The organism is Micromonospora sp. WMMD882, assembly GCF_027497255.1.
GTDB lineage: Bacteria > Actinomycetota > Actinomycetes > Mycobacteriales > Micromonosporaceae > Micromonospora.
In genome coordinates this window covers 2,239,694-2,261,519 of sequence record NZ_CP114903.1, presented here as the reverse complement: position 1 = coordinate 2,261,519, position 21,826 = coordinate 2,239,694, and the positions used below count along the sequence as shown (strand labels likewise).

General features: G+C 76.3%; 22 protein-coding genes and 1 pseudogene. 13 read left to right on the top strand and 10 right to left on the bottom strand.

What is annotated here, in order from left to right:
• Positions 1–128 precede the first annotated feature (128 nt).
• Positions 129–977: a hypothetical protein gene (locus tag O7606_RS09010; RefSeq protein ID WP_281598598.1), complete on the top strand. Its 849-nt coding sequence runs from the start codon at positions 129–131 to the stop codon at positions 975–977.
• A gap of 64 nt (positions 978–1,041) precedes the next feature.
• Here O7606_RS09010 and O7606_RS09005 read toward each other — a convergent pair whose 3' ends face one another.
• Positions 1,042–1,398, bottom strand: coding sequence for a DUF6401 family natural product biosynthesis protein (locus O7606_RS09005; protein ID WP_281598597.1), 357 nt, complete (start codon positions 1,396–1,398; stop codon positions 1,042–1,044).
• A gap of 171 nt (positions 1,399–1,569) precedes the next feature.
• On the opposite strand from O7606_RS09005, the gene O7606_RS09000 reads away from it, so the two are divergent.
• Positions 1,570–2,019, top strand: coding sequence for a hypothetical protein (locus O7606_RS09000; protein ID WP_281598596.1), 450 nt, complete (start codon positions 1,570–1,572; stop codon positions 2,017–2,019).
• Positions 2,020–2,025: 6 nt separating this feature from the next.
• Here O7606_RS09000 and O7606_RS08995 read toward each other — a convergent pair whose 3' ends face one another.
• Positions 2,026–2,238: a hypothetical protein gene (locus O7606_RS08995; protein WP_281598595.1), complete on the bottom strand. Its 213-nt coding sequence runs from the start codon at positions 2,236–2,238 to the stop codon at positions 2,026–2,028.
• Positions 2,239–2,528: 290 nt separating this feature from the next.
• Here O7606_RS08995 and O7606_RS08990 point away from each other — a divergent pair, with 290 nt between their 5' ends.
• On the top strand, positions 2,529–3,581 hold the full coding sequence (locus O7606_RS08990; RefSeq protein WP_281598594.1) for an MFS transporter: 1,053 nt from the start codon (positions 2,529–2,531) through the stop codon (positions 3,579–3,581).
• Between the two features lie 92 nt (positions 3,582–3,673).
• On the opposite strand, the gene O7606_RS08985 is transcribed toward O7606_RS08990, so the two are convergent.
• The 4 genes from O7606_RS08985 to O7606_RS08970 form a co-directional block, all read right to left on the bottom strand.
• Positions 3,674–3,937, bottom strand: coding sequence for a hypothetical protein (locus tag O7606_RS08985; RefSeq protein ID WP_281598593.1), 264 nt, complete (start codon positions 3,935–3,937; stop codon positions 3,674–3,676).
• Positions 3,938–4,139: 202 nt separating this feature from the next.
• A complete protein-coding gene (locus O7606_RS08980; RefSeq protein ID WP_281598592.1) occupies positions 4,140–4,601 on the bottom strand; it encodes an SRPBCC family protein in 462 nt (153 codons plus the stop codon).
• A 73-nt stretch (positions 4,602–4,674) separates the two neighbouring features.
• A complete protein-coding gene (locus tag O7606_RS08975; RefSeq protein WP_281598591.1) occupies positions 4,675–5,091 on the bottom strand; it encodes a DUF2795 domain-containing protein in 417 nt (138 codons plus the stop codon).
• A gap of 113 nt (positions 5,092–5,204) precedes the next feature.
• The gene (locus tag O7606_RS08970; protein ID WP_281598590.1) at positions 5,205–6,188 is read right to left on the bottom strand and encodes a YihY/virulence factor BrkB family protein; all 984 of its coding nucleotides are present in this window, start codon (positions 6,186–6,188) and stop codon (positions 5,205–5,207) included.
• A gap of 156 nt (positions 6,189–6,344) precedes the next feature.
• On the opposite strand from O7606_RS08970, the gene O7606_RS08965 reads away from it, so the two are divergent.
• On the top strand, positions 6,345–6,746 hold the full coding sequence (locus tag O7606_RS08965; RefSeq protein WP_281598589.1) for a ChaB family protein: 402 nt from the start codon (positions 6,345–6,347) through the stop codon (positions 6,744–6,746).
• A 58-nt stretch (positions 6,747–6,804) separates the two neighbouring features.
• Here O7606_RS08965 and O7606_RS08960 read toward each other — a convergent pair whose 3' ends face one another.
• Positions 6,805–8,238 carry an aldehyde dehydrogenase family protein gene (locus tag O7606_RS08960; RefSeq protein ID WP_281599571.1) on the bottom strand — a complete coding sequence of 478 codons (1,434 nt, stop codon included), beginning with the start codon at positions 8,236–8,238 and terminating at the stop codon, positions 6,805–6,807.
• Between the two features lie 82 nt (positions 8,239–8,320).
• Between O7606_RS08960 and O7606_RS08955 the strand changes: the two genes are divergently transcribed.
• Entirely contained in the window at positions 8,321–9,961 is a 1,641-nt protein-coding gene (locus O7606_RS08955) for an NAD(P)/FAD-dependent oxidoreductase (RefSeq protein ID WP_281598588.1), read from the top strand.
• A gap of 695 nt (positions 9,962–10,656) precedes the next feature.
• Here O7606_RS08955 and O7606_RS08950 read toward each other — a convergent pair.
• From O7606_RS08950 to O7606_RS08940, 3 genes and pseudogenes are all read right to left on the bottom strand, one after another.
• A pseudogene (locus O7606_RS08950) lies at positions 10,657–11,415 on the bottom strand (polyprenol monophosphomannose synthase); the annotation flags it as partial.
• Between the two features lie 187 nt (positions 11,416–11,602).
• A complete protein-coding gene (locus O7606_RS08945; protein ID WP_281598587.1) occupies positions 11,603–12,604 on the bottom strand; it encodes an SDR family oxidoreductase in 1,002 nt (333 codons plus the stop codon).
• Positions 12,604–13,029 (bottom strand): SRPBCC family protein, encoded by a 426-nt coding sequence (locus O7606_RS08940; protein WP_348651141.1) that lies wholly within the window; start codon positions 13,027–13,029, stop codon positions 12,604–12,606. The genes O7606_RS08945 and O7606_RS08940 overlap by 1 nt, the downstream gene beginning before the upstream one ends.
• 269 nt (positions 13,030–13,298) lie before the next feature.
• Here O7606_RS08940 and O7606_RS08935 point away from each other — a divergent pair, with 269 nt between their 5' ends.
• The 8 genes from O7606_RS08935 to O7606_RS08900 are packed head-to-tail and all read left to right on the top strand — an operon-like array spanning position 13,299 to position 21,825.
• A complete protein-coding gene (locus tag O7606_RS08935) occupies positions 13,299–14,897 on the top strand; it encodes an HAD-IIIA family hydrolase (protein ID WP_281599569.1) in 1,599 nt (532 codons plus the stop codon).
• Positions 14,894–15,868 (top strand): glycosyltransferase, encoded by a 975-nt coding sequence (locus tag O7606_RS08930; protein ID WP_281598585.1) that lies wholly within the window; start codon positions 14,894–14,896, stop codon positions 15,866–15,868. Before O7606_RS08935 ends, O7606_RS08930 begins: the two co-directional genes overlap by 4 nt.
• A complete protein-coding gene (locus O7606_RS08925; protein WP_281598584.1) occupies positions 15,853–17,058 on the top strand; it encodes a glycosyltransferase in 1,206 nt (401 codons plus the stop codon). Before O7606_RS08930 ends, O7606_RS08925 begins: the two co-directional genes overlap by 16 nt.
• Positions 17,055–17,708, top strand: coding sequence for an SIS domain-containing protein (locus O7606_RS08920; protein ID WP_281599567.1), 654 nt, complete (start codon positions 17,055–17,057; stop codon positions 17,706–17,708). Before O7606_RS08925 ends, O7606_RS08920 begins: the two co-directional genes overlap by 4 nt.
• Positions 17,705–19,198: a PfkB family carbohydrate kinase gene (locus O7606_RS08915; RefSeq protein ID WP_281598583.1), complete on the top strand. Its 1,494-nt coding sequence runs from the start codon at positions 17,705–17,707 to the stop codon at positions 19,196–19,198. Before O7606_RS08920 ends, O7606_RS08915 begins: the two co-directional genes overlap by 4 nt.
• The gene (locus O7606_RS08910; RefSeq protein WP_281598582.1) at positions 19,195–19,896 is read left to right on the top strand and encodes an SDR family oxidoreductase; all 702 of its coding nucleotides are present in this window, start codon (positions 19,195–19,197) and stop codon (positions 19,894–19,896) included. Before O7606_RS08915 ends, O7606_RS08910 begins: the two co-directional genes overlap by 4 nt.
• Positions 19,893–20,858, top strand: a complete 966-nt coding sequence (locus O7606_RS08905; RefSeq protein ID WP_281598581.1) for a glycosyltransferase family 9 protein — start codon at positions 19,893–19,895, stop codon at positions 20,856–20,858. Before O7606_RS08910 ends, O7606_RS08905 begins: the two co-directional genes overlap by 4 nt.
• A complete protein-coding gene (locus tag O7606_RS08900) occupies positions 20,842–21,825 on the top strand; it encodes a DNA topoisomerase IB (protein ID WP_281598580.1) in 984 nt (327 codons plus the stop codon). Before O7606_RS08905 ends, O7606_RS08900 begins: the two co-directional genes overlap by 17 nt.
• Position 21,826 lies beyond the last annotated feature (1 nt).

Sequence of the window (21,826 nt, the reverse complement as noted above, 5' to 3'; positions counted from 1 at the left end):
CCGTCGACGGAGGTGCCGAACGTCCCCACCAGGGCCCGACTGTCCGGTAAATGGGCAGCTCCGCTGCGGGTTGCCGGGAAGAAGGAGGGGTATGCGGGCGGCGCAGACCAGGCGACAGGAGGGACGACATGCGGAAAACCCTCGCGGTCAGGCAGGTCGACATCGGCACGGCCTTGACCGACATGTGGAGGTCGGTGCTGCTCTTCGTGCCGAGGGCCATCGCCTTCATCGCGATCCTCGTGGTGGGCTGGATCATCGCCCGCTTCGTGCTCAAGATCGTGGACGCGGCACTGGAACGGGTGGGCTTCGACCGGGCGGTCGAACGGGGTGGGATCCGCCGGGCGCTGGAACGCACCCGGTACGACGCGAGCGACATCCTGGCGCGGTTGGCGTACTACGCCGTGCTGCTGTTCACCCTGCAGTTCGCCTTCGGCGTGTGGGGACCGAACGCGATCAGCAACCTGATCTCGGGCGTGGTGAGCTGGCTGCCCCGGGCGTTCATCGCGATCGTCATCGTGGTGGTGGCCGCCGCCATCGCCAACGCCGTCCGTGATCTCGTCAGCGGCGCGCTGGGCGGGCTCTCGTACGGCAAGGTCCTGGCCGACCTGACGGCGATCTTCATCATCGCGCTCGGCGTGATCGCCGCGCTGAACCAGGTCGGCATCGCGACCACGGTGACCACGCCGGTGCTGATCGCGGTGCTCGCCACGGTGGCCGGCATCCTGATCATCGGGGTCGGCGGTGGCCTGGTGAAGCCGATGCAGGCCCGCTGGGACCGCTGGCTGGACCGGGCCGCCGAGGAGTCCCGGGCGGTCCAGGCGCAGCGGCAGGCGCAGTCCGCCGGCCGCAGCGACATGGAGCGGCAGATGGCCGACCGGGGTGGCGCGCGGCAGGCGCCGACGCCGAGCGGGACGGCTGCCGGCTACCGCTCCGGCGCCCCCGGGGAGGAGACCCAGCAGTTCCGTCGGGCCGAGTGACCGCGACGGTTGCGGTGGGGAGGATGCCCGGTGCGGGCGTCCTCCCCACCCGCGTCGGTCGGGTTCAGGCGGGCGCGCAGGTCGGTCGGGCCAGGGCGCAGACCGCGAGCAGGCGGGTCAGCGGCCAGTCCGGCGCGGACCAGTCGACCGGCCCGGTCGGAGGGGACCAGCCGTGTTCGAGGGCCGCCGCGCGGACGCCCTCGGCGTACCCGGCCAGGGCGGCCAGGGTGAGTGGGCGCCGGTCGCCGTCGAGGCTGTCCCGGACCGCCGCGGCGTGCTGGTCGACCTGGGCGAGCAGACCCGGCCGGCGGGCGGCGGCGGCCAGCCCGGCGGTGCCGATCGACACGGTCAACGCGGCGATCGTCGCCTGCGCCGCGCCCACGGCCGTGCCGGCGGGCGCCCCGCCGAACTGCGCATACATGGAGACCGAGGGTAATCGGCCGGGACGCCGGCCGCCCTCGTCCGGTCGGCGGGTGCCGCCTCGGCCGGTGGTACGAGCCGCCCCGCACCGCCGTCCGGGCGCCGGCGAGTGAGTCGCCGCCACCGGGGTACCAGCGGGGGGTGAGCGACCCCGAACGGCACGGAGGCACGGATGGCACGGCACCAGACGGACGGCCCGGACGAGCGACACCAGCGGCCGCCCGGGGTCAGCGACGAGACCGTCGCCGCGGTCGGCAAGCTCAGCGAGGCGCTGGAGACCGTGGAACGGGCCCGCGGGCATCTCTACTCACTGCACCAGTTGATCGGGCACGCCGACCTGATGCTCGACGACGCGGTCGCGCAGCTCCGCGCGGCCGGGCACGCCGGGATCGCCGACCGGATCAGCGAGGAGCTGCTCGGCCGCAACGTCATCGCCGGCCGGTGGACCTTCCAGATCGTCGAGGACTTCGACGACGGGTACTACGCGCTGTTCCGGGAGATGGACCGGGCGGCCCGCACGGAGCTGGTCGGCGGGTCACGGCACCTCTACGAGGCCGAGATGAAGGAGCAGCGGCGAACCCGGGGTCGGCCCGGACACGAGGCGCGCCCGGCCGCCGGCTGACCCGGGTCAGTCTCCGGCGCGGGCGTCGGCGGTCTGCCGTCGGCCGGCGTCGTCGGCGATGATCACCGTCGCCACCATCACCGCGACGACCAGGCTGAACAGCCACGAGCCGTCGGGGACCAGCCAGGCGGAGACGGGCGCCTGGAGGGCGGCGAGCAGAAAGCCGAGCCATGCCAGGCGGCGTTGACGAACGGTGAGGAAGCCATTGCCCTGATGCATCCCGATAGTCTTGCGCGCGATGCCCGGATTGCCCTTCGGCCGTTCGGTTGATCCTTGGGTGACCGGCCCTGGGCCCCCGCCCGCCACCGGCGACCCGGCGGCGCCGCTGTGGCCCGACCCACTGGCCAGGGAACGCCGGAGCGGGGCAGGATGGCCCGTCGTGTCCACCACCCCCCGGCCCTCCCTGCTGCTCCTCGCCTACCTCGCCTTCGTCAGCCTCGGGCTGCCCGACGGGCTGCTCGGGGTCGGGTGGCCCGCCATGCGCTCCGACTTCGGGGTCGGTCGGGCTGGTGCTCGCCGCCTCGACCGTCGGCTACCTGACCTCCAGCGTGATCGCCGGGTTCAGCATCGCCCGGCTCGGCGTGGGCCGGCTGCTCGCGTTGAGCACGGTCCTGGCCAGCGTGTCGCTCACCGGGTGGGCGTTCGCCCCGGGCCTGCTTCCGGTGGCCGGGTGCGCGTTGGCGCTCGGCCTCGGCTCCGGCGCGATCGATTCCGGACTCAACGCGTACGCCGCCGGAGCGTTCGGACCCCGGCACATGAACTGGATGCACGCCTTCTTCGGGCTCGGGGTGGCGGTCGGTCCGCTGATCATGACGGCGGCGCTCGGCGCGGGCCTCTCCTGGCGTTGGGGGTACGGGCTGGTCGCCGCCGGCCAGCTCGCTCTGGCCGTGGCCTTCGCGTCGACCGTCCGCGCCTGGCGGGACCGGGGCGCGGCGGGCCCGTCGACCGCCCCGGCCTCCGGCCAGGTCCCCCCGGCGGCGGTGCCGGTCGCGGAGACGCTGCGGCTGCCGGCGGTCTGGCTCGGCGCGCTCGCGTTCCTGCTCTACGTCGGCGTCGAGTTCGGCGCGGGGCTGTGGGCGTTCCTGCTGCTCACCGAAGGGCGCGGGCTGACCGCCGCGGTGGCCGGGATCTGCGTGTCCGGGTACTGGACCAGCCTGTTCCTGGGCCGGGTCGTCCAGGGGATGGTCGCCGAGCGGCTCGGCAGCGCCCTGGTGCTGCGGGGCAGTCTCGTCGGGCTGGTGGTCGGCGCCGTCCTGATCGCGTTGCCCGGCCCGGCCTGGCTCGCGGTGACCGGCCTGGCGGTGGTCGGCTTCGCCGCCGCGCCGGTCTTCCCGCTGCTGACCCTCACCACCGCCGACCGGGTCGGCGCCCGGCACGCCGACCGGGCCATCGGGATGCAGATCGGGCTGGCCGGGCTGGGCGGCGCGATCGGGCCGACCGTCATCGGGGTGCTGATCGCCCGGACCTCGGTGGAGGCGCTCGGGCCGGCGCTGGTGGCGCTCACGCTGGGGCTGCTCGCCCTGCACGCCGCCGCCACCCGCCGGCCCGTCCGCCCGGCCTGACCGGCGGCAGCCCGCCGTCCGGACGGCCCTGTGACCAGGCCGTCCGGGGCTCAGGTGTCCGGGCCGTCCGTCCGGTGTTCGTGCGGGGAAACTCAGACGTCCGGGCCCGTCCGGCCGGTGGGGGAGGGCCGGTACGCCCGTTCCGCGTCGGTCGCCTCCCGTTCCTGGTCGGCCTCGGCGGCTACGTGCCCGTCCGCCGGCACCGGGCCGTGCCCGAACGCGGACTCGTACCCGGCGTCGTTACCGGTCACGTCGTCGACCTGGCCGTCGCCCGGGGAGGTCGCCACGGCCCTGTCCAGTTCGCTGAGCGGCAGCCGCTCCTCGTCACGCCACACGGTGGGATCATTGTCGGTCATGACTCCGCCGGTACCCGGGCCGGCCGCCGGCAAACCGGCCGGCGACCGGCCCGGCGCGCCCGGAACCCTGCGGCCGGCGGCCGGGGCGCGACGACGACGGGGGCACGACGGCGGCCGGGGAGACGACGACGGGGGCGCGACGGCGGCCGGGGAGACGACGACGGCCGCCGGAGAACCGGCGGCCGTCGGAAAAGCGCGGTGATCAGGGCTGGGGCCGGTCGACCTGGCCCCGCCAGGCGCCGCTCTCCTGGCCGCGCCGCTCGATGAACGACTTGAACCGTTCCAGGTCGCCCTTGGCCCGGCGGTCGACGATGCCCAGCTTGTCGCCGGCCTGCTCGACCACGCCCTGCGGCTCGAACTCCAACTGGAGCGTGATGCGGGTGTGCTCCTCGTCGAGGCGGTGGAAGGTCACCACCCCGCCGTGCTTCGTGCCGCCGGTGGAGTTCCAGGCCACCCGCTCGTCGGGGAGCTGCTCGGTGATCTGCGCGTCGAACTCGCGCTTCACGCCCGCGATCTCCACCTTCCAGTGGGTCATCGTGTCGGAGACCTGTCGGACCTCCTCCACGCCCTCCATGAACTGGGGAAACTCCTCGAACTGCGTCCACTGGTCGTACGCGGTCCGGATCGGGACGTCCACGTCCACGTGCTCGGTCACGCCACCCATCTCAAGGTCCTCCTCGTCGCTGTCGTCTTCGCCGGCGGTGTCGGTGGTGTCGGTGGTTCGGGGGAGAACCGCCTCACCAGCGTTGGGTCTCGTTGCGGTGGCCCAGGGCCGCCCAGACCTCGGAGACCGTCCGGTACCGGGTGCCGGCCGGCAGGCTCTCCAGGTCGGCGATGATGTCGTCGGGCGCCTCGTTCTGCCGGGCGCTGTCCAGCAGGACGTCCCGGTCGCCGGGCAACGCCGACAGGCCGATGAACCGACCGAGTCGACTGCGCCGCTCCACGTCCGTGGAGCTCATGCCCTGCGGCGAGCCGGTACGCAGCTCGCCTGCCGGCGCGGTGGTCGAGCCCGGCTGGTCCTCACCGGCGGGCTCGGCCTCACGGAACTCGTCGACCCGGGAACCGCCGACTCCCGGTCCCTGCACCAGGCCGCTGACCTCCTGGCTCATCTGCTCGTCGAGCCGGGGTCCGTGCTTGCTGCTTCCTCGGTCCATGTCCTATGCGCTACCCGGACGAGCCGGCGGTAAACCGGCGCGCGCCGTCGCCGGTCGCCCCGCGCCGTCGCCGATGTCCGCGCCCGCCGCGCCCGCCCGCAGGCAGGGGCAGGTCACGGCTCGGCCGGACGCTTCGGGGTGAGCACCGGCTCCTCGGCGTCGGTGACGCCGGCCTGGAGCACTCGGCCCCGCTGCACCTCGGCGTTGATCTGCACCCCGAACATCAGCGCGCAGTTGGAGAGGTAGAGCCACACCAGGAAGGCGATGATCGCGCCCAGACTGCCGTACGTGACGTCGTACGACCCGACGTTGGACACGTAGAGGCCGAAGCCGAAGGAGACCAGCCCCCAGGCGAGCAGGGCCACCGCGCCGCCGACGGTGAGCCACCGGAACCGGGGCTGGCGCACGTTCGGGGCGATCCAGAACAGCAGCGAGAGCAGCGACATCAGGATCAGGGTGAGCACCGGCCACTTCGCCAGGCTCCACGCGGTGCGGGGCGCGTCACCCAGGCCGAGCAGGTCACCGACCGCGTCGGTCACCGGGCCGCTGACGATGAGCCCCGTCGCCACCACCGCCAGCAGCACCAACGACAACGCCGCCAGGCCGATCTGCAACGGGCGCAGGCGGTAGAACGGCCGACCCTCCTCGACCCCGTAGATCGCGTTGGAGGCGCGGGTGAACGCGCCGATGAAGCCCGAGGCCGACCAGAGCGCGCCGAGCAGACCGAAGCTGAGCAGCGCCCGCACCCCGCCGCGCTGGTCCACCACCCCCTCGACCGCGCCCACCACGCCGTCGTTGGCCACCACCGAGCCCGCCCCGACGTCCCGGGCCAGGCCGATCAGGGTGTCCACGGTCCGTTCCCCGTCGGAGACCAGCCCCACCAGGGCCACCACCACGACGATCGAGGGGAAGAGCGCCAGGACGCCGTAGTAGGTCAGCGCCGCGGCCCAGTCCGCGCAGTTGTCCTTGAGGAAGTTCTGCCCGCTGCGGACCAGCACCCCACGCCAGGTGGGCCAGCTCAACTGGCGCAGGCCGCGCGGCACCCGCGCCCCGTCCGGCCCGTCGACCGCCACCGGCCCCGTCGTCGTCGCTGCCATCACCGCTCCCGCGTCGCCGCTGCCCGTGGCCGTGGACCCGCGGCCGGGTCCCCGCGGTACCCGCTGCGAAAAATCGACAAACCCGCGCGCGTCGTTTGCCGCCGCCGGGACGGGGAACGGTGACAGCCGGTAGCAGTCGAGGTGGAGGAGGACGAGATGCCAGGGCGTGAGGTACTGCCCAGCACCGTGCGGCGCTCACCGGACAAGGCGCAGCGCACCTGGGCGAAGACGCACGACTCCGCGGTGGAGACCTACGGCGAGGGCGAACGTGCCCACCGCACCGCCTTCGCCGCCCTCAAGCACGAGTTCGAGAAGGTCGGCGACCACTGGGAGCCCAAGGGACGCAAGGGCCCCAGCGACCGGCAGGCCGCCGGTGGCGGCCCGGGGCGGCGCGCCCCGACCGCCGGTGGCGTGGACGCCAACGCCACCAAGGAACACCTGATGCGGGTGGCCCGGAAGCTGGACGTCCGGGGACGCTCCCGGATGACCAAGCCGGAGCTGGTCGAGGCCATCCAGAAGGCGAACGACCGCAGCACCCGCAAGGCCCGGGGCGACTGACCCTCGGAAGCCGGCCGGTCGGGGCGTCGACGGGGCCGGCCCGCGTCGCCGGCGGCGGTCACCAGTGACCGCCGCCGGGCGCCGCCAGATGCACCGCCTTCGTGGTGGTGAACTCGTCGAGCAGCTCCGGGCCGTACCCGAAGCCCTGGCCGCTGCCCCGGCGCGGCTGCGCGGCCCCGCCGGGCGCGCCGCCGAACACCGCGTTCACCTTGACCGTGCCCACCGGCAGCTCCCGCCAGGCCCGCTGGGCGTGGCTCATCGACCCGGTGAGCACCGTGGCGGCCAGCCCGTACGGCGAACGCCCGGCCCGCGCCAGCGCCTCGTCGAACGACTCCACCACCAGCACCGGGGCGACCGGCCCGAACGTCTCCTCGCGTACCAGGGCCATCCCGTCGGCGCAGTCGACCACCACCGTCGGGGGGTAGAACGCCCCCGGGCCGTCCGGTAGGACGCCGCCGGCCAGCGCCCGCGCCCCCTCGGCCACCGCCGCCGTCACCTGCCCGTGCACGTGCTCCCGGTGCCGCCGGTCCACCAGCGGGCCGATCTCGGTCTCCGCGTCCCCGCCCGGCCCGACCCGCATCGCCCGGGTCAGCTCGACCAACGCCGGCACGAACCCGTCGACCACGTCCCGGTGCACGTAGATCCGCTCCACCGCCACGCAGAGCTGCCCGGCGTTGGCGAACGCGCCCATCGCCGCCTGCCCGGCCGCCCAACCCGGGTCGACGTCCGAGTCGACGATCAGCGGATCACTGCCACCGTTCTCCAGCAGGGCCTTCGCGCCGGTCCGGGCGCACGCGGCGGCGATCGACCGGCCGGTGGCGGTGGACCCGACGTGCGCCACCACGTCCACCTCCTGCCCGGCCAGCGCCGCGCCGACCTCCGCGCCCCCGGTGAGCAGCGACAGCACCCCGGCGGGCAGCTCGCCGTCGAGCGCCCTCGCCAGCAGCCAGCCGGTCGCCGGGGCGCGCTCGCTCGGTTTGAACACCACCACGTTGCCGGTGACCAGGGCCGCCCCGAGCAACCCGCAGGCCACCGCCACCGGGTCGTTCCACGGGGTGAGCACCGCCGCCACCCCGCGCGGCTCCGGCGTCATGAAGTCGACCGCGTCCCGTCCGCCGTGCAGCGTCCGACCGCCCCGCACCGGCCCCAGCTCGGCGTACTGCCGTAGGGTGCCGACCCCGGCCGCCACCCCGCCCCGGGCGTCCGGCAGCGGCTTGCCCATCTCCGCCGTCGTCGCCAGCGCCAGGTCCTCGGCGACGGCCTCGACCGCGTCCGCCGCGCGGCGCAACGCGGCGGCCCGCTCCGTCGGGTCGGTCGCCGCCCAGCCGGGCGCCGCGCCCCGGGCCGCGCCCACCGCCTTGGCGACCTCGGCCACCGTCGCGATCGGCACGGTGCTGACCGGGGTGCCGTCCGCCGGGTCGCGTACGACGAACTCGCCCCCCTCGCCACCCGCGCCCCACACCCCGCCGACCAGCTGCTCGACCCGGTACATGGCGCTGGATGCCCCGGTCCCGGCGGGACAAACGCGTTTCGCCCGGTTGCCCCGGGGGTAGGCCGGTCCGATGATGTCCCGCATGTCGCCGACCCCCTCCGCCGCCGTTCCCGCCCCGTCGAGCGCGCCGAGCGCGGGAAGCGCGGACGCCGTGGTGGTCGGCGCGGGGCACAACGGTCTGGTCGCGGCGAACCTGCTCGTCGACGCCGGCTGGGACGTCGTGGTGCTGGAGGCGACCGACGCGGCCGGCGGGGCGGTCCGCTCCGCCGAGGTCGCCGCGCCCGGCTATCTCAGCGACCTCTACAGCTCGTTCTACCCCCTCGGGTACGCCTCACCGGTGCTGCGGCGGCTCGCCCTCGACCAGCACGGACTGGCCTGGCGGCACGCGCCCGACGTGCTGGCCCACCTGTTCCCGGACGGTCGGGCGGCGGTGCTCAACCGGGATCCGGACCGCACCGCCGCCTCGCTCGACGCGTTCGCGCCCGGCGACGGGAAACGGTGGCTGACGTCGTACCGGGAGTGGCAGACCATGTCCCGGCCTCTGGTGAACGCGCTGTTCACCCCGTTCCCGCCGGTCCGCGACGGCCTGGACCTGCTGGCCCGGCTGGGTACGGCGGACGCGCTGCGGCTGGCCCGGCGGCTGGTGCTGCCGGTCCGTCAACTCGGCGGGGAGCTGTTCGCCGGGGCGGGCGGTCCGGCGCTGCTGGCCGGTTGCGCCCTGCACACCGACCTCTCCACGGACGACGCCGGCTCCGGCGTGTACGGCTGGTTGCTGGCCATGCTCGGTCAGCAGGTCGGCTGGCCGGTGCCGGCCGGCGGGGCGCAACGGATCACCGACGCCCTGGTGGCCCGGCTGCTGTCCCGGGGCGGCCGGATCAGCTACGGCGTCCACGTCGACCGGGTGCTGGTGGCCAGGGGACGCGCGATGGGCGTCCGGGCGGTGGGCGGCCGTGCCTGGCGGGCCCGGCGGGCGGTGCTCGCCGACGTCCCCGCGCCCGCGCTCTACCTCGACCTGGTCGGCGCGTCCTGGCTGCCGCCCCGGCTGGTGGAGGACCTGACCCACTTCCGGTGGGACGGCTCGACGGTGAAGGTCGACTGGGCGGTGGACGGCCCGGTGCCCTGGGCCAATCCGGACGTCGCCGGGGCGGGCACCGTGCACCTCGCCACCGACCTCGACGGGCTGACCCGGTACGCGGCGGCCCTGGCCTGCGGGGAGGTCCCGAAGGACCCGTTCCTGCTGCTGGGACAGATGTCCACCGCCGACCCGAGCCGCTCCCCGGCGGGCACCGAGTCGCTGTGGGCGTACACCCATCTGCCGTTCCGGCGGGACTGGCGGGCCGAGGACGTGGCCCGGCACGTGGAGCGGATGGAGGACGTGGTGGAGCGCCAGGCGCCCGGCTTCCGCGCCCGGGTCCGGGGCCGGTTCGTGGCCGGCCCGGCGGACCTGGAGGAACGCAACCCGAGTCTGGTGGGCGGCGCGGTGGGTGGCGGCACGGCCGCCGCCTACCAGCAACTGTTCCTGCGCCCGGTGCCCGGACTGGGGCGTCCGGACACCCCGATCGACCGGCTCTACCTGGCCAGCGCGTCGGCGCACCCCGGAGGCGGCGTGCACGGGGCCCCCGGGTCGAACGCGGCCAGGGCCGCCCTGGCCCGCAACCGCGCCCTCACCGGTGGCCTGTACCGGCGCGCCCTCGACGCGGCGCACCACGCCGTGTACCGCTGACGGTGGGCCGACCCGACGACCGGCCCACCTGACGCTCGCTCACCGGTCCGGTCGGGCGTCCGTGGGCGGGCGGGCGGCGCGCGGCGGCCAGCACCAGGGCCCCGTACCGCCGGGGGTGGGCCGGGCGTCGGGGAGCCGCCGCCGGCCGCGGGTCAGCCGTCGACGCTCGTCGGCGGGTCCCCGGCTGCCGACTGCCGTGCGCCGGTGGCCTTCTTCCGGGCCCGCTTCGCCGGCGCGCGTCGCGTCGCGGTCGAGGCGGCGCTCACCGCCGGCTGCTCCGTCGGCCCGGATTCCACCGTCGCCGTCACCGTCTTGGTCGGCGCGGGCTGGGTCACCGCCGGCGTGTCCGTCGACGTCGGGGCGGCCTCCGCGGCCGCGAGCGCCGTCCCCACCTGCGTCGGCCCGCCGCCCACCGGCCCGCCCGTCGAGGCAGGCCCGTCCGCCGGCAGGTGCGCCGGCTCGGCCGCCGCCGGAAGCTCGTCCGCCGGCTCGGCCGCCGCCGGAAGCTCGTCCGCCGGCTCGGCTGCCGACCCGCTCGTCGGCGTAGGCGGCACGACGGCCGCGGGCGTGGCCACCGCGTCCGCGGGCGTGGCCACGGGGCCTGCGGGCGCGGTCACCGGGGTCGGGCCGGTGTCGCCGGCCGGCTCGGCGGCCGGGGTCGGCGGCGTCCGGGTCGGGTTGACCGGCTCCACGCCGATGTCGCGGTGTCGGGTGCGCAGCTTGAACGGCATCAGCGCGCTCTCGATCTTGGTGGCGGTGGTCATCTTCGACACGCCGTCCCGCCGCTCCTCGAAGCGGATCGGCACCTCCAGGATGGTGTGCCCCAGCTTGGTGGCCAGGTAGTGCATCTCCACCTGGAAGCTGTAGCCGTTGGACTGGACCCGCTCCAGCCCGATGTCGCGCAGCGCGTCCGCCCGCCAGATCTTGAAGCCGGCGGTCAGGTCGCGGATCCGCACCCGCAGCAGCGTGTGCACGTAGAGGTTGGCCCACCCGCTGAGCGCCCGCCGGTACAGCGGCCACGCCTCGTCCAGCTCGCCACCGGGCACGTAACGGGAACCGATCACCACGCCGGCCCCGGTGGAGAGCAGCGCGCCGAGCATCCCGGGCAGCGCCTCCGGCGGATGCGACAGGTCGGCGTCCATCTGGGCGACGTACTCCGCGCCGCCGTCCAGCGCCCGGCTGATGCCGTCCACGTAGGCCCGGCCGAGCCCTTCCTTGCCGGGGCGGTGCACGACCTGGACGCGGTCCGGGTGCTCGACGGCGAGCTTGTCGGCGACCTCGCCGGTGCCGTCGGGGGAGTTGTCGTCCGCGATCAGCACCCGCAGCCCGGGCAGGGGGAGGCCGAGCAGCCGCTCGACCAGCACCGGGATGTTCCCCGCCTCGTTGTAGGTGGGCACCACGACCGTCAGGCGCGCGTCCCGCCACGGCGAGGGTAACTGTACGGGTTCGATCATGACGAGCATCCTCAGTCTGCCGGCAAGTGTCCCTGAAAGGGTAGCCATCCGACCCGGTCGCCCTCGAAGGGCTCCCCGGGGGCGGCTCGTACGTGACATGCCGGCCTGGTGGCGGGCGCGTCGTCTGTCGGACGGCCACGCGGCCCGGCCCGGGGAGGTCCCGACCGGGAGCGCGCGGGCGGACAGGTCAGCGGGGGCGACGGGTGAGGCCGCCCAGCGCGAGCGCGAGCGCCCCCACCGCGGCGGCGGCGACCACCGGTTTGTGGGTGCCCACCCAGAGGGCCGCCGAGCTGTCCCGCGCCCGCTCGGTGAAGACGCCCTCGGCGCCCCGGTCCCGGTCCTGGTCACCCGGCCGGTCGAGGTTGTCCCGCCAGGTCGCCGGGTCGACCGGGGTCCCGGTCTGCTGGCTGTCGTAGCCGCCGCGGGCCAACGTGCGGTCGAGCAGGCCGGGGAAGAGGACGTTGCCGAGCCGGGCCCGCCAGGTGGGGCCGCCCACGTTCAGCTCCCGTGGCCCCCGGTCGGCGGCCCAGGCGATCGCCCGGGCGGCCACCTCCGGGGCGAAGATCGGCGGCACCGGCTGCGGGTGCCGGGGCAGCCTGGTCCGCACCCAGGAGAACTGCGGGGTGTTGATCGCCGGGAGCTGCACCATGGAGAGCCGCACCCCCGGGCAGTCGCGCAGCAGCTCCGCCCGGAGGGAGTCGTTGAACCCCTGGACGGCGTGCTTGCTGGCGCAGTACGCCGACTGCAACGGGATGCCCCGGTAGGCCAGCGCCGAGCCCACCTGCACGATCGTGCCCCGGTCCCGCGGGCGCATGTGGCGCAGCGCGGCGAGCGTGCCGTGCACCGTACCCAGGTAGTTGACCTCGGTGACCCGGCGGAACTCGGCCGCCGCGACCTCCCAGGCCGGCGCGAACACCGACACCATCGCGTTGTTGATCCAGACGTCCGGCCCGCCCCAGAGACGGGCCACGTCGTCGGCGGCCCGCTGCACCGCCTCCGCGTCGGCGACGTCGACCTGGTACGTGCGCACCTGCGTCGCGCCCAGCTCCCGGCAGTCCCGCTCGGCGGCGGCCAGGCCGGCCGCGCCCCGGGCGAGCAGCGCCAACCGGGCGCCCCGGCCGGCGTAGTGCCGGGCGACGGCCCGTCCTACCCCGGCGCTGGCGCCGGTGATCACCACGGTCTGCGTCATCAGGACCCCTTCTGGCGGGTGGCGATGTCGGCGAGCCGGCTCAGTGTCTCCTTGTTCCGCTGCTTGAGCACCAGGTCGTTGAGCTTGTTGCGGACCCAGCGCAGCGGACCGGCGGCGAAGTCCTCGCCGATCCGGACCCGGGTGGCGTCGTCGCCGACCGGTTCGAGGATGAACACCACGAGCGCCTCGCCGGCCGGCCAGAGCCCGGCCCGGATGACCAGCTTGCGGGGCGGCTCGCAGACCAGCACCGTGGAGGTGTCGCTGAGCGAGAACGGCCACGGCCCCGCCCGGTGGTGCAGCTTGCTGCCGACGGCCGGCCAGTCGTCGTCCACGTCCCGCATGTGCACCGTGCCGACGACCCAGTCGCTGTACGTCCACCCGTCGGCGAGCACGTCGAAGACCTGCTGCGGGGGCGCTGCGATCACTCTCTCCACAATTGCCACTGGCCCCCCATACCCCCGACCCCGGTCCCCGACACCCCGCCCGCCCCGCGTCGCCCGTCCGGCGATCCGACATCCGGTCGGACCGCCCACCGGGACGTACGTTTACTCCCCCGACCGTCGGGAACCCGCCCGCCGTGCGAGGGGGCCATCAGCGGGATCAGCGCGGGTCAGCCGGGACGCGCCCGGAAGCTGCCCCGGCGGTCGCCGAGCACGCCCCGGCCGGCGGGGGCACGGCACGACCGGGCGCGACGCTGTACGACGCGGTGCTGTTCGACCGGGACGGCACCCTGATCGAGGACGTGCCCTACAACGGCGACCCGGACAAGGTACGGCCGATGCCGGGCGCGCGGGAGGCGGTGGACCGGCTGCGGGCCGCCGGGCTGCGCCTGGGCGTCGTCACCAACCAGTCGGGCCTGGCGCGTGGCCTGTTCACCGCCGCCGACATGCGCCGGGTGCACGACCGGATCGAGGAGCTGCTCGGCCCGTTCGACACCTGGCAGGTGTGCCCGCACGACGACGGCGACGGCTGCTCCTGCCGTAAGCCGGCGCCCGGGCTGGTCCGGCGGGCCGCCGCGGACCTCGGCACCGCGCCCCGGCGCTGCGTGGTGGTCGGTGACATCGGTCGGGACGTGACCGCCGCGTTGGCCGCCGGGGCGACCGGAATCCTGGTGCCGACCCCGGTGACCCGGGCCGAGGAGGTCGTCGCCGCGCCGACCGTGGCCCGCGATCTGCCGGGCGCGGCGGCGGAGATCCTGCGCCGGCAGTCGTCCGTCGCGCCCCGGGCCGCCCGTCGGGCCGGGACCGTGCTGGTGGTACGGGCCGACTCGGCGGGCGACGTGCTGGTCACCGGGCCGGCGATCCGGGCGGTGGCGGCCGGCGCGCGCCGGGTGGTGCTGCTGTGCGGGCCCCGGGGGCGGGACGCCGCCACGTTGCTGCCCGGGGTGGACGAGATCGTCGAGTGGCCGCTGCCGTGGATCGACCCGGAGCCCGGCCCGGTCGACCGGGTCGGGATGGCCGCGCTGCTGACCCGGCTGAGCGGGGTCGGCGCGGACGAGGCGGTCGTGTTCACCTCGTACCACCAGTCGGCGTTGCCGCTGGCGGTGCTGCTGCGGATGGCGGGCGTCCGGCGGATCAGCGCGATCAGCGACGACTACCCCGGGGCCCTGCTGGACGTACGGCACCGGGTGCCGCCGGGGGTGCCGGAGCCGGAACGGGCCCTCTCCCTCGCCGCCGCCGCCGGCTTCGGGCTGCCCACCGGGGACGATCCGGCGCTGCGGCTGCGCCCGGACGTCCGGCCGGCCCCGCCGCTGCCGCCGCCCGGCTACCTGGTGGTGCATCCGGGGTCCTCGGCGCCCGCCCGGGCCTGCCCGCCCGACCTGGCCGCCGGGATCGTGACGGCGCTCGCCGCCGCCGGCCACCGGGTGGTGGTCACCGGCGGGCCGGACGAACGCGACCTGACCGCCCGGGTGGCCGCCGCCGGCGGGGTCGACCTGGGCGGCCGGACCGGCCTCGCCGACCTGGCCGCGGTGCTCGCCGCCGCCGGGGCGGTGGTGGTCGGCAACACCGGCCCCGCCCACCTGGCCGCCGCGCTGGGCGTGCCGGTGGTGAGCCTGTTCGCGCCCACGGTGCCGTTCGGTCAGTGGGGGCCGTACCGGGTGCCGGTCGTGCGGCTCGGCGACGCGGGCGCGGCCTGCCGGGACACCCGGGCCGCGGCCCGCTGCCCGGTGCCGGGGCACCCCTGCCTCTCCGACGTCGACCCCGCCGAGGTGGTCGGGGCGGTGCGCCTGCTCGGCGTCCGACCCACCGGCCGTCGGCCCGGTGGGCGTCCGGTGGCGGGGGGTGGCCGGTGAACGTCCTGCTCTGGCACGTGCACGGCTCGTGGACCACGGCGTTCGTGCACGGCAAGCACCGATACCTGGTGCCGGTGACGCCGGACCGGGGCCCGTACGGGCTCGGTCGGGCGCGCACCTATCGGTGGCCGGACAGCGTGGTGGAGGTGACGCCGGACGAGCTGCGGCGCGCCGACGTGGACGTGCTGATCCTGCAACGGCCGCAGGAGTGGGAGTTGGCCGAGCGGTGGCTGGGCCGCCGGCCGGGCCGGGACGTGCCGGTGGTGTACGTGGAGCACAACACCCCGAAGGGGGACGTGCCGAACTCCCGGCACCCGATGGCCGACCGGGACGACCTGCTGATCGCGCACGTCACCCACTTCAACGCGCTGTTCTGGGACACCGGCGACACCCGCGCCACGGTGGTGGAGCACGGTGTCGTGCCGCCCCGGGCGACGTACACCGGGGAACTGGACCGGCTGGCGGTGGTGGTCAACGAGCCGGTGCGCCGGTGGCGGGTCACCGGCACCGACCTGCTGCCCCGGTTCGCCGAGCTCGCCCCGCTGGACGTCTTCGGCATGGGGGTGGCCGGGCTGGCCGACCGGCTGGGCCTGCCCCCCGACCGGCTGACCAGCCACGACGACGTGCCGCAGGAACGGATGCACGCCGAGCTGGGCCGGCGGCGGGCGTACCTGCACCTGTGCCGGTGGACCTCGCTCGGGTTGAGCCTGGTCGAGGCGATGACCATGGGCATGCCGGTGGTCGTGCTGGCCAGCACCGAGGCGGTGCTGGCGGTGCCACCCGACGCGGGCGTGCTCTCCACCCGGATCGACACCCTGCTGGCCGGGGCCCGCCGGTTCCTGGCCGAGCCGGACGCCGCCGCCCGGACGGGCGCGCAGGCCCGCGCGGCGGCCGGGGCCCGGTACGGGCTGGACCGATTCCTCGGCGACTGGGACCGGCTGCTGGAGGAGGAAGCATGCGCGTCGCGCTGATCTCGGAGCACGCCAGCCCGCTCGCCGTCCTCGGCGGCGAGGACGCCGGTGGGCAGAACACCCACGTCGCGGAGCTGGCCGCCGCGCTCGCCGCCGCCGGCCACGAGGTCCGCGTCTACACCCGCCGGGACTCCGTCGCGCTGCCGGTCAGCGTCCGCGCCGCCGAGGGGTACGAGGTGGTGCACGTGCCCGCCGGCCCGGCCGAGCCGGTCGGCAAGGACACCCTGCTGCCGTACATGCCGGCGTTCAGCGACTGGCTGGTCCGGCGGTGGGGCGCGGACTGGACGCCGGAGGTGGCGCACGCGCACTTCTGGATGAGCGGGCTGGCCGCGTTGGGCGCCGGCCGGCGGGCCGGCGTGCCGGTGGTGCTCACGTACCACGCGCTGGGCACCGTGAAACGACGCCACCAGGGGGCGGCCGACACCAGCCCGGCCGGCCGGGTCGACTACGAGCGCGCCCTCGGGGTGGCCGTGGACCGGGTGGTCGTGCAGAGCCGCGACGAGGTACGGGAACTGGTCGCCATGGGGGTGCCCCGGTCCCGGATGACGGTCGTCCCGTCCGGGGTCAACCTGGAGACGTTCTCCCCGGTGGGGCCGGTCGCCGACCGTGATCCCGCCCGGCCGCGGGTGCTGACCGTGGGCCGGCTGGTCGAACGTAAGGGCTTCCAGGACGTGATCCGGGCGTTGCCGGCGGTGCCGGACGCCGAGTGCGTGGTGGTGGGCGGGCCGCCGGCCGGCGCGGTCGACGACGACCCGCACGCCCGCCGGTTGCGCGCGATCGCCGCCTCCTGCGGCGTCGCCGACCGGGTACGGCTGGTCGGGGCGGCGCCCCGGGAGGAGATGGCCCGCTGGTACCGCTCCGCCGACGTGCTGGTGGCCGCCCCCTGGTACGAGCCGTTCGGGCTGACCCCGCTGGAGGGGATGGCCTGCGGGGTGCCCGTGGTGGGCGCCGCGGTCGGCGGGATCGTGGACACCGTGGTCGACGGGCTCACCGGGGACCTGGTGCCGCCCCGGGACCCGGCCGCGCTCGGCGCGGCGCTGCGGGGGCTGCTCGCCGACTCCGACCGCCGCTTCGCGTACGCCACCGCCGCGGTGGAGCGGGCCCGGGACCGCTACTCCTGGGCCCGGACCGCCACCCAGCTCGTCGAGGTGTACGCGGCGGTGCGCCGACCGACCCGGGTGGTCGCCTGATGACGGCCCCCACGGTGTTGGAGGCGCACCTGGCCGACCTGGCGGTGGCGCTGCCGGCGTACCGGCGGGCGGCGACCCGGCTGGCCGGGTGGGGCGAGGAGTTGGCGGCCACGCTGGCCGGCGGCGGCCGGCTGCTGGTCGCCGGCAATGGCGGCAGCGCCGCCGAGGCCCAGCACCTGACCGCCGAGCTGGTCGGGAAGCTGCGGCACGACCGGCAGCCGCTGTCCGCGTTGGCGTTGCACGCCGAGACCAGCGCGCTCACCGCGATCGGCAACGACTACGGCTACGACGAGGTCTTCGCCCGGCAGGTACGCGCCCACGGCCGTCCCGGGGACATCCTGCTGCTGCTGTCCACCAGCGGGACCAGCGGCAACCTGCTGGCCGCCGCCGTCGCCGGCCGGGCCGCCGGGCTGCGCTGCTGGGCGATGACCGGCCCGACCCCCAACCCGCTCGCCGACGCCTGCCACGACGTGCTGGCCGTCGCCGCCCCGGACGGCCAGATCGTCCAGGAGCTGCACCTGGTGTCGGTGCACGTGCTCTGCGAGCACGTCGACCGGGCGCTGTCGACGCCGGCGGCCGACCCGGCCGGCCGGGAGACCCCGGTCGGCGTGGAGGTGGTGCTCGACGGCGCGGAACGGGAGGCGGCATGAGCGGACCGGTGGTGGTGGTCGGCGACGTCCTGCTCGACCGGGACGTCGAGGGGGTGGTGAACCGGCTCTGCCCGGACTCCCCGGTGCCCGTGCTGGACGAGACCGCGCACGTCGACCGGCCCGGCGGCGCGGGCCTCGCCGCGCTGTTCGTCGCCGCCCAGGGGGTCGAGGTGGCCCTGGTGACCGCGCTGGCCGACGACGCGGCCGGCGCCCGGATCAGCAGTCTGCTGACCGCCGCCGGGGTGCAGGTGCACGCCCTGCCGCTGGCCGGCGCGACCCCGGAGAAGATCCGGTTGCACGCCCGGGGCCGGGTGCTGCTCCGGCACGACCGGGGTGGGGTGGCCGGGGCGCCGGGCGAGCCGGGCGAGGCGGTGCTGCGGCTGTTCGGGCAGGCGTCCGCGGTGCTGGTCAGCGACTACGGCCGGGGGGTGGCCCGGCAGCCGGCGCTGCGCGCCGCCCTGGCGGCCACGGCCGCCCCGGTGGTCTGGGATCCGCATCCGCGTGGCCCGGCCGCCGTGCCCGGCGCGCGCCTGGTCACCCCGAACGAGACGGAGGCCCGCGAGTTGGCGGAGGTCCCGCCGGGGCCGTCCCGGCTGGCCACTGCCGCGCGCGGCGCGCAGGGGCTCCGCCACCGGTGGCAGGTGGGCGCGGTGGCGGTGACGCTGGGCGGCGACGGCGCGCTGCTCTGCCACGCCGGCTCGACCCCGCTGGTGGTGCCGGCCCCCACCAGCGCGGAGGGGGACACCTGCGGGGCCGGGGACCGGTTCGCCGCGACCGCCGTGACCGCCCTGGCCCGGGGCGCGCTGGTGTCCGAGGCGGTGCAGGAGGCGGTGGCGGAGGCCTCGGCGTACGTGGCGGCCGGGGGCGTGGCCGGGGTGCTGCCGGCCCGACCGGAGCCGCCGGCCCCGACCGCCTTCACCGGCGACGGGGACCGGATCGGCGCGGCGGCCGTCGGCGCCCTCGTCGGCGCGGTCCGGGCGGCCGGTGGCACCGTCGTGGCCACCGGTGGCTGCTTCGACCTGCTGCACGCCGGACACGTCGCCACCCTCCAGGCCGCCCGACGGTTGGGTGACTGCCTGGTGGTCTGCGTCAACTCCGACGCCAGCGTCGCCGGGCTCAAGGGGCCGCGCCGGCCGGTCGTGCCGCAGGGCGACCGCAGCCGGGTCCTCGCCGCGCTCGGCTGTGTCGACGCGGTGCTGGTCTTCGACGAGCCGACCCCGCACGCCGCGCTGTCCTGGCTCCGGCCGGACGTCTGGGTCAAGGGCGGCGACTACGCCACCGGCGCCGGCGACCCTCCGGTGCTGCCGGAGGCCGAGATCCTGCGCCGCTGGGGCGGGCACACCGTGGTCGTGCCGTACCTGGCCGGCCGTTCCACCACCGACCTGATCGCCGTGGCCGGCGCCGACGGCGACCGGGGCCGCGACCGGGCGTCCGCCGTGCCGACCGGGGGCGTCGGCCCGACCGGCCGGCGCCGGGAAGGAGCACGATGAGCAGCGGTTCCCTCACCGAGGGGTCGACGGTCCTGGTCACCGGCGGCGCCAGCGGTCTCGGCGCGGCGGTGGTCGCCGCGGTGGCGCGGGCCGGGGGCCGGCCGGTGGTGCTCGACCGGCAGGCGCCCGGCGACGGCGTGCCCTGGATCGAGTGCGACCTGGCCGACACCCGGGCCGCCGAGGCGGCCACCCGGGAGCTGGCCGAGCGGTCCGGCGGGCTGGACGCGGTGGTCACCGCCGCCGGCGTGGACGTGCCCGGCCGGCTCGCCGACGTGCCCGGCGAGACCTGGGAGCGGGTCGTCACCGTCGACCTGCTGGCCACCGCCGCGGTGATCCGGGCCGCCCTGCCGTTCCTGGTCGCCGCCCGGGGCACGGTGGTCACCGTCGCGTCCACGCTGGGCGTCAAGGCGGTCGGCGACGCCACCGCGTACTGTGCGGCGAAGTTCGGCGTGGTGGGGTTCACCCGGGCCCTCGCGGCGGAGCTGGCCGGCGCGGTGGGGGTGACCCTGCTCATCCCGGGCGGCATGCGCACCGCCTTCTTCGACGACCGCGACACGCGTTACCGGCCGGGACCGGACGCCGCCCTCAACGAGCCCGCCGACGTGGCCGCCGCCGTGCTGTTCGCGCTCGGCCAGCCGGCCGGATGCGCGGTACGCGAGCTGGTCGTCTGCGCCGAGCAGGAGACCTCGTACCCGTGATCCTGGTGCTGCGCGCGCTCGGCGTGGGCGACCTCGCCACCGCCGTGCCCGCGCTGCGCGCGCTGCGCGCCGCGTACCCGGACCGGGAGCTGGCGCTGGCCGCGCCCGGCTGGCTGACCCCGCTGGCGGAGCTGGTCGGCGGGATCGACCGGGTGCTGCCCACCGACGGCCTGACCGCCCTCGACGTGGGCCGGCCCCCGGAGCTGGCGGTCAACCTGCACGGTCGCGGTCCGCGCTCGCACCACCTGCTGGCCGCCACCGCCCCGGGCCGGTTGCTCGCCTTCCGCTGCCCCGCCGCCGGGCACCGGGACGGCCCGGAGTGGGACGACCGCGAGCACGAGGTGCGCCGCTGGTGCCGGTTGCTGAGCTGGCACGACCTGCCGGCCGACCCGGGCGACCTGGCCCTGGCCCGACCCGCGCCGCAACGGATCCCGGTCGGCGTCACCGTCGTGCATCCCGGCACGAAGGTCCCGGCGAAGCGCTGGTCGCCGAGCCGGTTCGCGGCCGTCGCCGGCCGTCTGGCCCGGCGGGGACACCGGATGGTGGTGACCGGCTCGCCGGTGGAGCGGGCGGTCGCCGAGCAGGTGGCCCGCCGGGCCGGTCTGCCGCCGGCGGCGGTGCTCGCCGGCCGGACCGGGCTGGCCGAGCTGGCCGCGCTGGTCGCGCACGCCCGGCTGGTGATCAGCGGGGACACCGGCGTCGCCCACCTGGCCACCGGCTACGGCACCCCGTCGGTGGTGCTGTTCGGGCCGGTGCCGCCGGCCCGCTGGGGGCCGCCCGCCGACCGCCCCCGGCATCGGGCGCTGTGGGCCGGCCCGGCCACCGACGCCGGGCCGGGTCACCCCGCCTGGGACGGGGTGGGAGCGCATCCGAGCATGGCGGCGCTCCCCGTCGACCGGGTGCTGGCGGCGGTGGAGGAGGCGGAACGGGCGGTGCGGAGCAGCGGTGCGGTTACGGCGTAGCGACCCGGGCCGGCCCGGGTACGGGCGTCGCCGACGGGGGCGGGGCTGGGAGTTCCTCGACCCCTCCGGCGCGACGGTACGCGACCCGGACCAGGTGACCCGGCTGCGGGAGCTGGTGATCCCGCCGGCCTGGCGGGACGTGTGGATCTCGCCGTACCCGAACGGGCACATCCAGGCGACCGGCGTCGACGCGGCCGGCCGCAAGCAGTACCTCTACCACCCGGTGTGGCGGGAGAAGCGGGACGAGGCGAAGTTCGACCACATGCTGGAGGTGGCCCGCCGCCTGCCCACGCTGCGTGACCGGGTGGAGCGGGACCTGACCGACCGGGGGCTGTGCCGGGAGCGGGTGCTCGCCACCGTCGCCCGGCTGCTGGACATGGGCATGTTCCGGGTCGGCAGCGACCAGTACGCGGCCGGCGACGACCCGACCTTCGGGGTGGCCACCCTGCGCCCCGAGCACGCCCGCGCGCGGGGCGGATGCGTGGTGCTGGAGTTTCCGGCCAAGGGCGGCGTCGAGCAGGTCCGCCGGATCGAGGACCCGGAGCTGTGCCAGGTGCTGCGCAACCTGCGCCAGCGGCGGCGCGCCGCGGACCGCCTCTTCGGCTACTGGGACGGGCGGGCCTGGCGGGAGGTGCGCAGCGACGAGGTCAACGACTACCTGCGGGAGGCCAGCGGCGGGGAGATGACCGCCAAGGACTTCCGTACCTGGCACGCCACGGTGCTGGCCGCCGTCGAGCTGGCCGCCGCGGGGGAGCAGCGTGGCGTCACCGCGCGGCGCAGGGCGGTCGCGGCGGTCATGCGGGAGGTCGCCGAGCTGCTCGGCAACACCCCCACGGTGGCCCGGACGTCCTACGTGGACCCCCGGGTGGTGGACCTCTACCACGACGGGGTACGCGTGGCGGTGGGCCCGGACACGACCCGGTCGGAAGCCGAGCGGGCGGTGCTGGACCTGCTGACGGACGCCTGAC

Excerpts from the sequence above, each read along its gene's own strand:
- O7606_RS09010 (WP_281598598.1), top strand. The coding sequence starts at position 129 with ATGCGGAAAACCCTCGCGGTCAGGCAGGTCGACATCGGCACGGCCTTG.
- O7606_RS09005 (WP_281598597.1), bottom strand. The coding sequence starts at position 1,398 with ATGTATGCGCAGTTCGGCGGGGCGCCCGCCGGCACGGCCGTGGGCGCG.
- O7606_RS09000 (WP_281598596.1), top strand. The coding sequence starts at position 1,570 with ATGGCACGGCACCAGACGGACGGCCCGGACGAGCGACACCAGCGGCCG.
- O7606_RS08995 (WP_281598595.1), bottom strand. The coding sequence starts at position 2,238 with ATGCATCAGGGCAATGGCTTCCTCACCGTTCGTCAACGCCGCCTGGCA.
- O7606_RS08985 (WP_281598593.1), bottom strand. The coding sequence starts at position 3,937 with ATGACCGACAATGATCCCACCGTGTGGCGTGACGAGGAGCGGCTGCCG.
- O7606_RS08980 (WP_281598592.1), bottom strand. The coding sequence starts at position 4,601 with ATGGGTGGCGTGACCGAGCACGTGGACGTGGACGTCCCGATCCGGACC.
- O7606_RS08975 (WP_281598591.1), bottom strand. The coding sequence starts at position 5,091 with ATGGACCGAGGAAGCAGCAAGCACGGACCCCGGCTCGACGAGCAGATG.
- O7606_RS08970 (WP_281598590.1), bottom strand. The coding sequence starts at position 6,188 with ATGGCAGCGACGACGACGGGGCCGGTGGCGGTCGACGGGCCGGACGGG.
- O7606_RS08965 (WP_281598589.1), top strand. The coding sequence starts at position 6,345 with ATGCCAGGGCGTGAGGTACTGCCCAGCACCGTGCGGCGCTCACCGGAC.
- O7606_RS08960 (WP_281599571.1), bottom strand. The coding sequence starts at position 8,238 with ATGTACCGGGTCGAGCAGCTGGTCGGCGGGGTGTGGGGCGCGGGTGGC.
- O7606_RS08955 (WP_281598588.1), top strand. The coding sequence starts at position 8,321 with ATGTCGCCGACCCCCTCCGCCGCCGTTCCCGCCCCGTCGAGCGCGCCG.
- O7606_RS08945 (WP_281598587.1), bottom strand. The coding sequence starts at position 12,604 with ATGACGCAGACCGTGGTGATCACCGGCGCCAGCGCCGGGGTAGGACGG.
- O7606_RS08925 (WP_281598584.1), top strand. The coding sequence starts at position 15,853 with ATGCGCGTCGCGCTGATCTCGGAGCACGCCAGCCCGCTCGCCGTCCTC.
- O7606_RS08915 (WP_281598583.1), top strand. The coding sequence starts at position 17,705 with ATGAGCGGACCGGTGGTGGTGGTCGGCGACGTCCTGCTCGACCGGGAC.
- O7606_RS08910 (WP_281598582.1), top strand. The coding sequence starts at position 19,195 with ATGAGCAGCGGTTCCCTCACCGAGGGGTCGACGGTCCTGGTCACCGGC.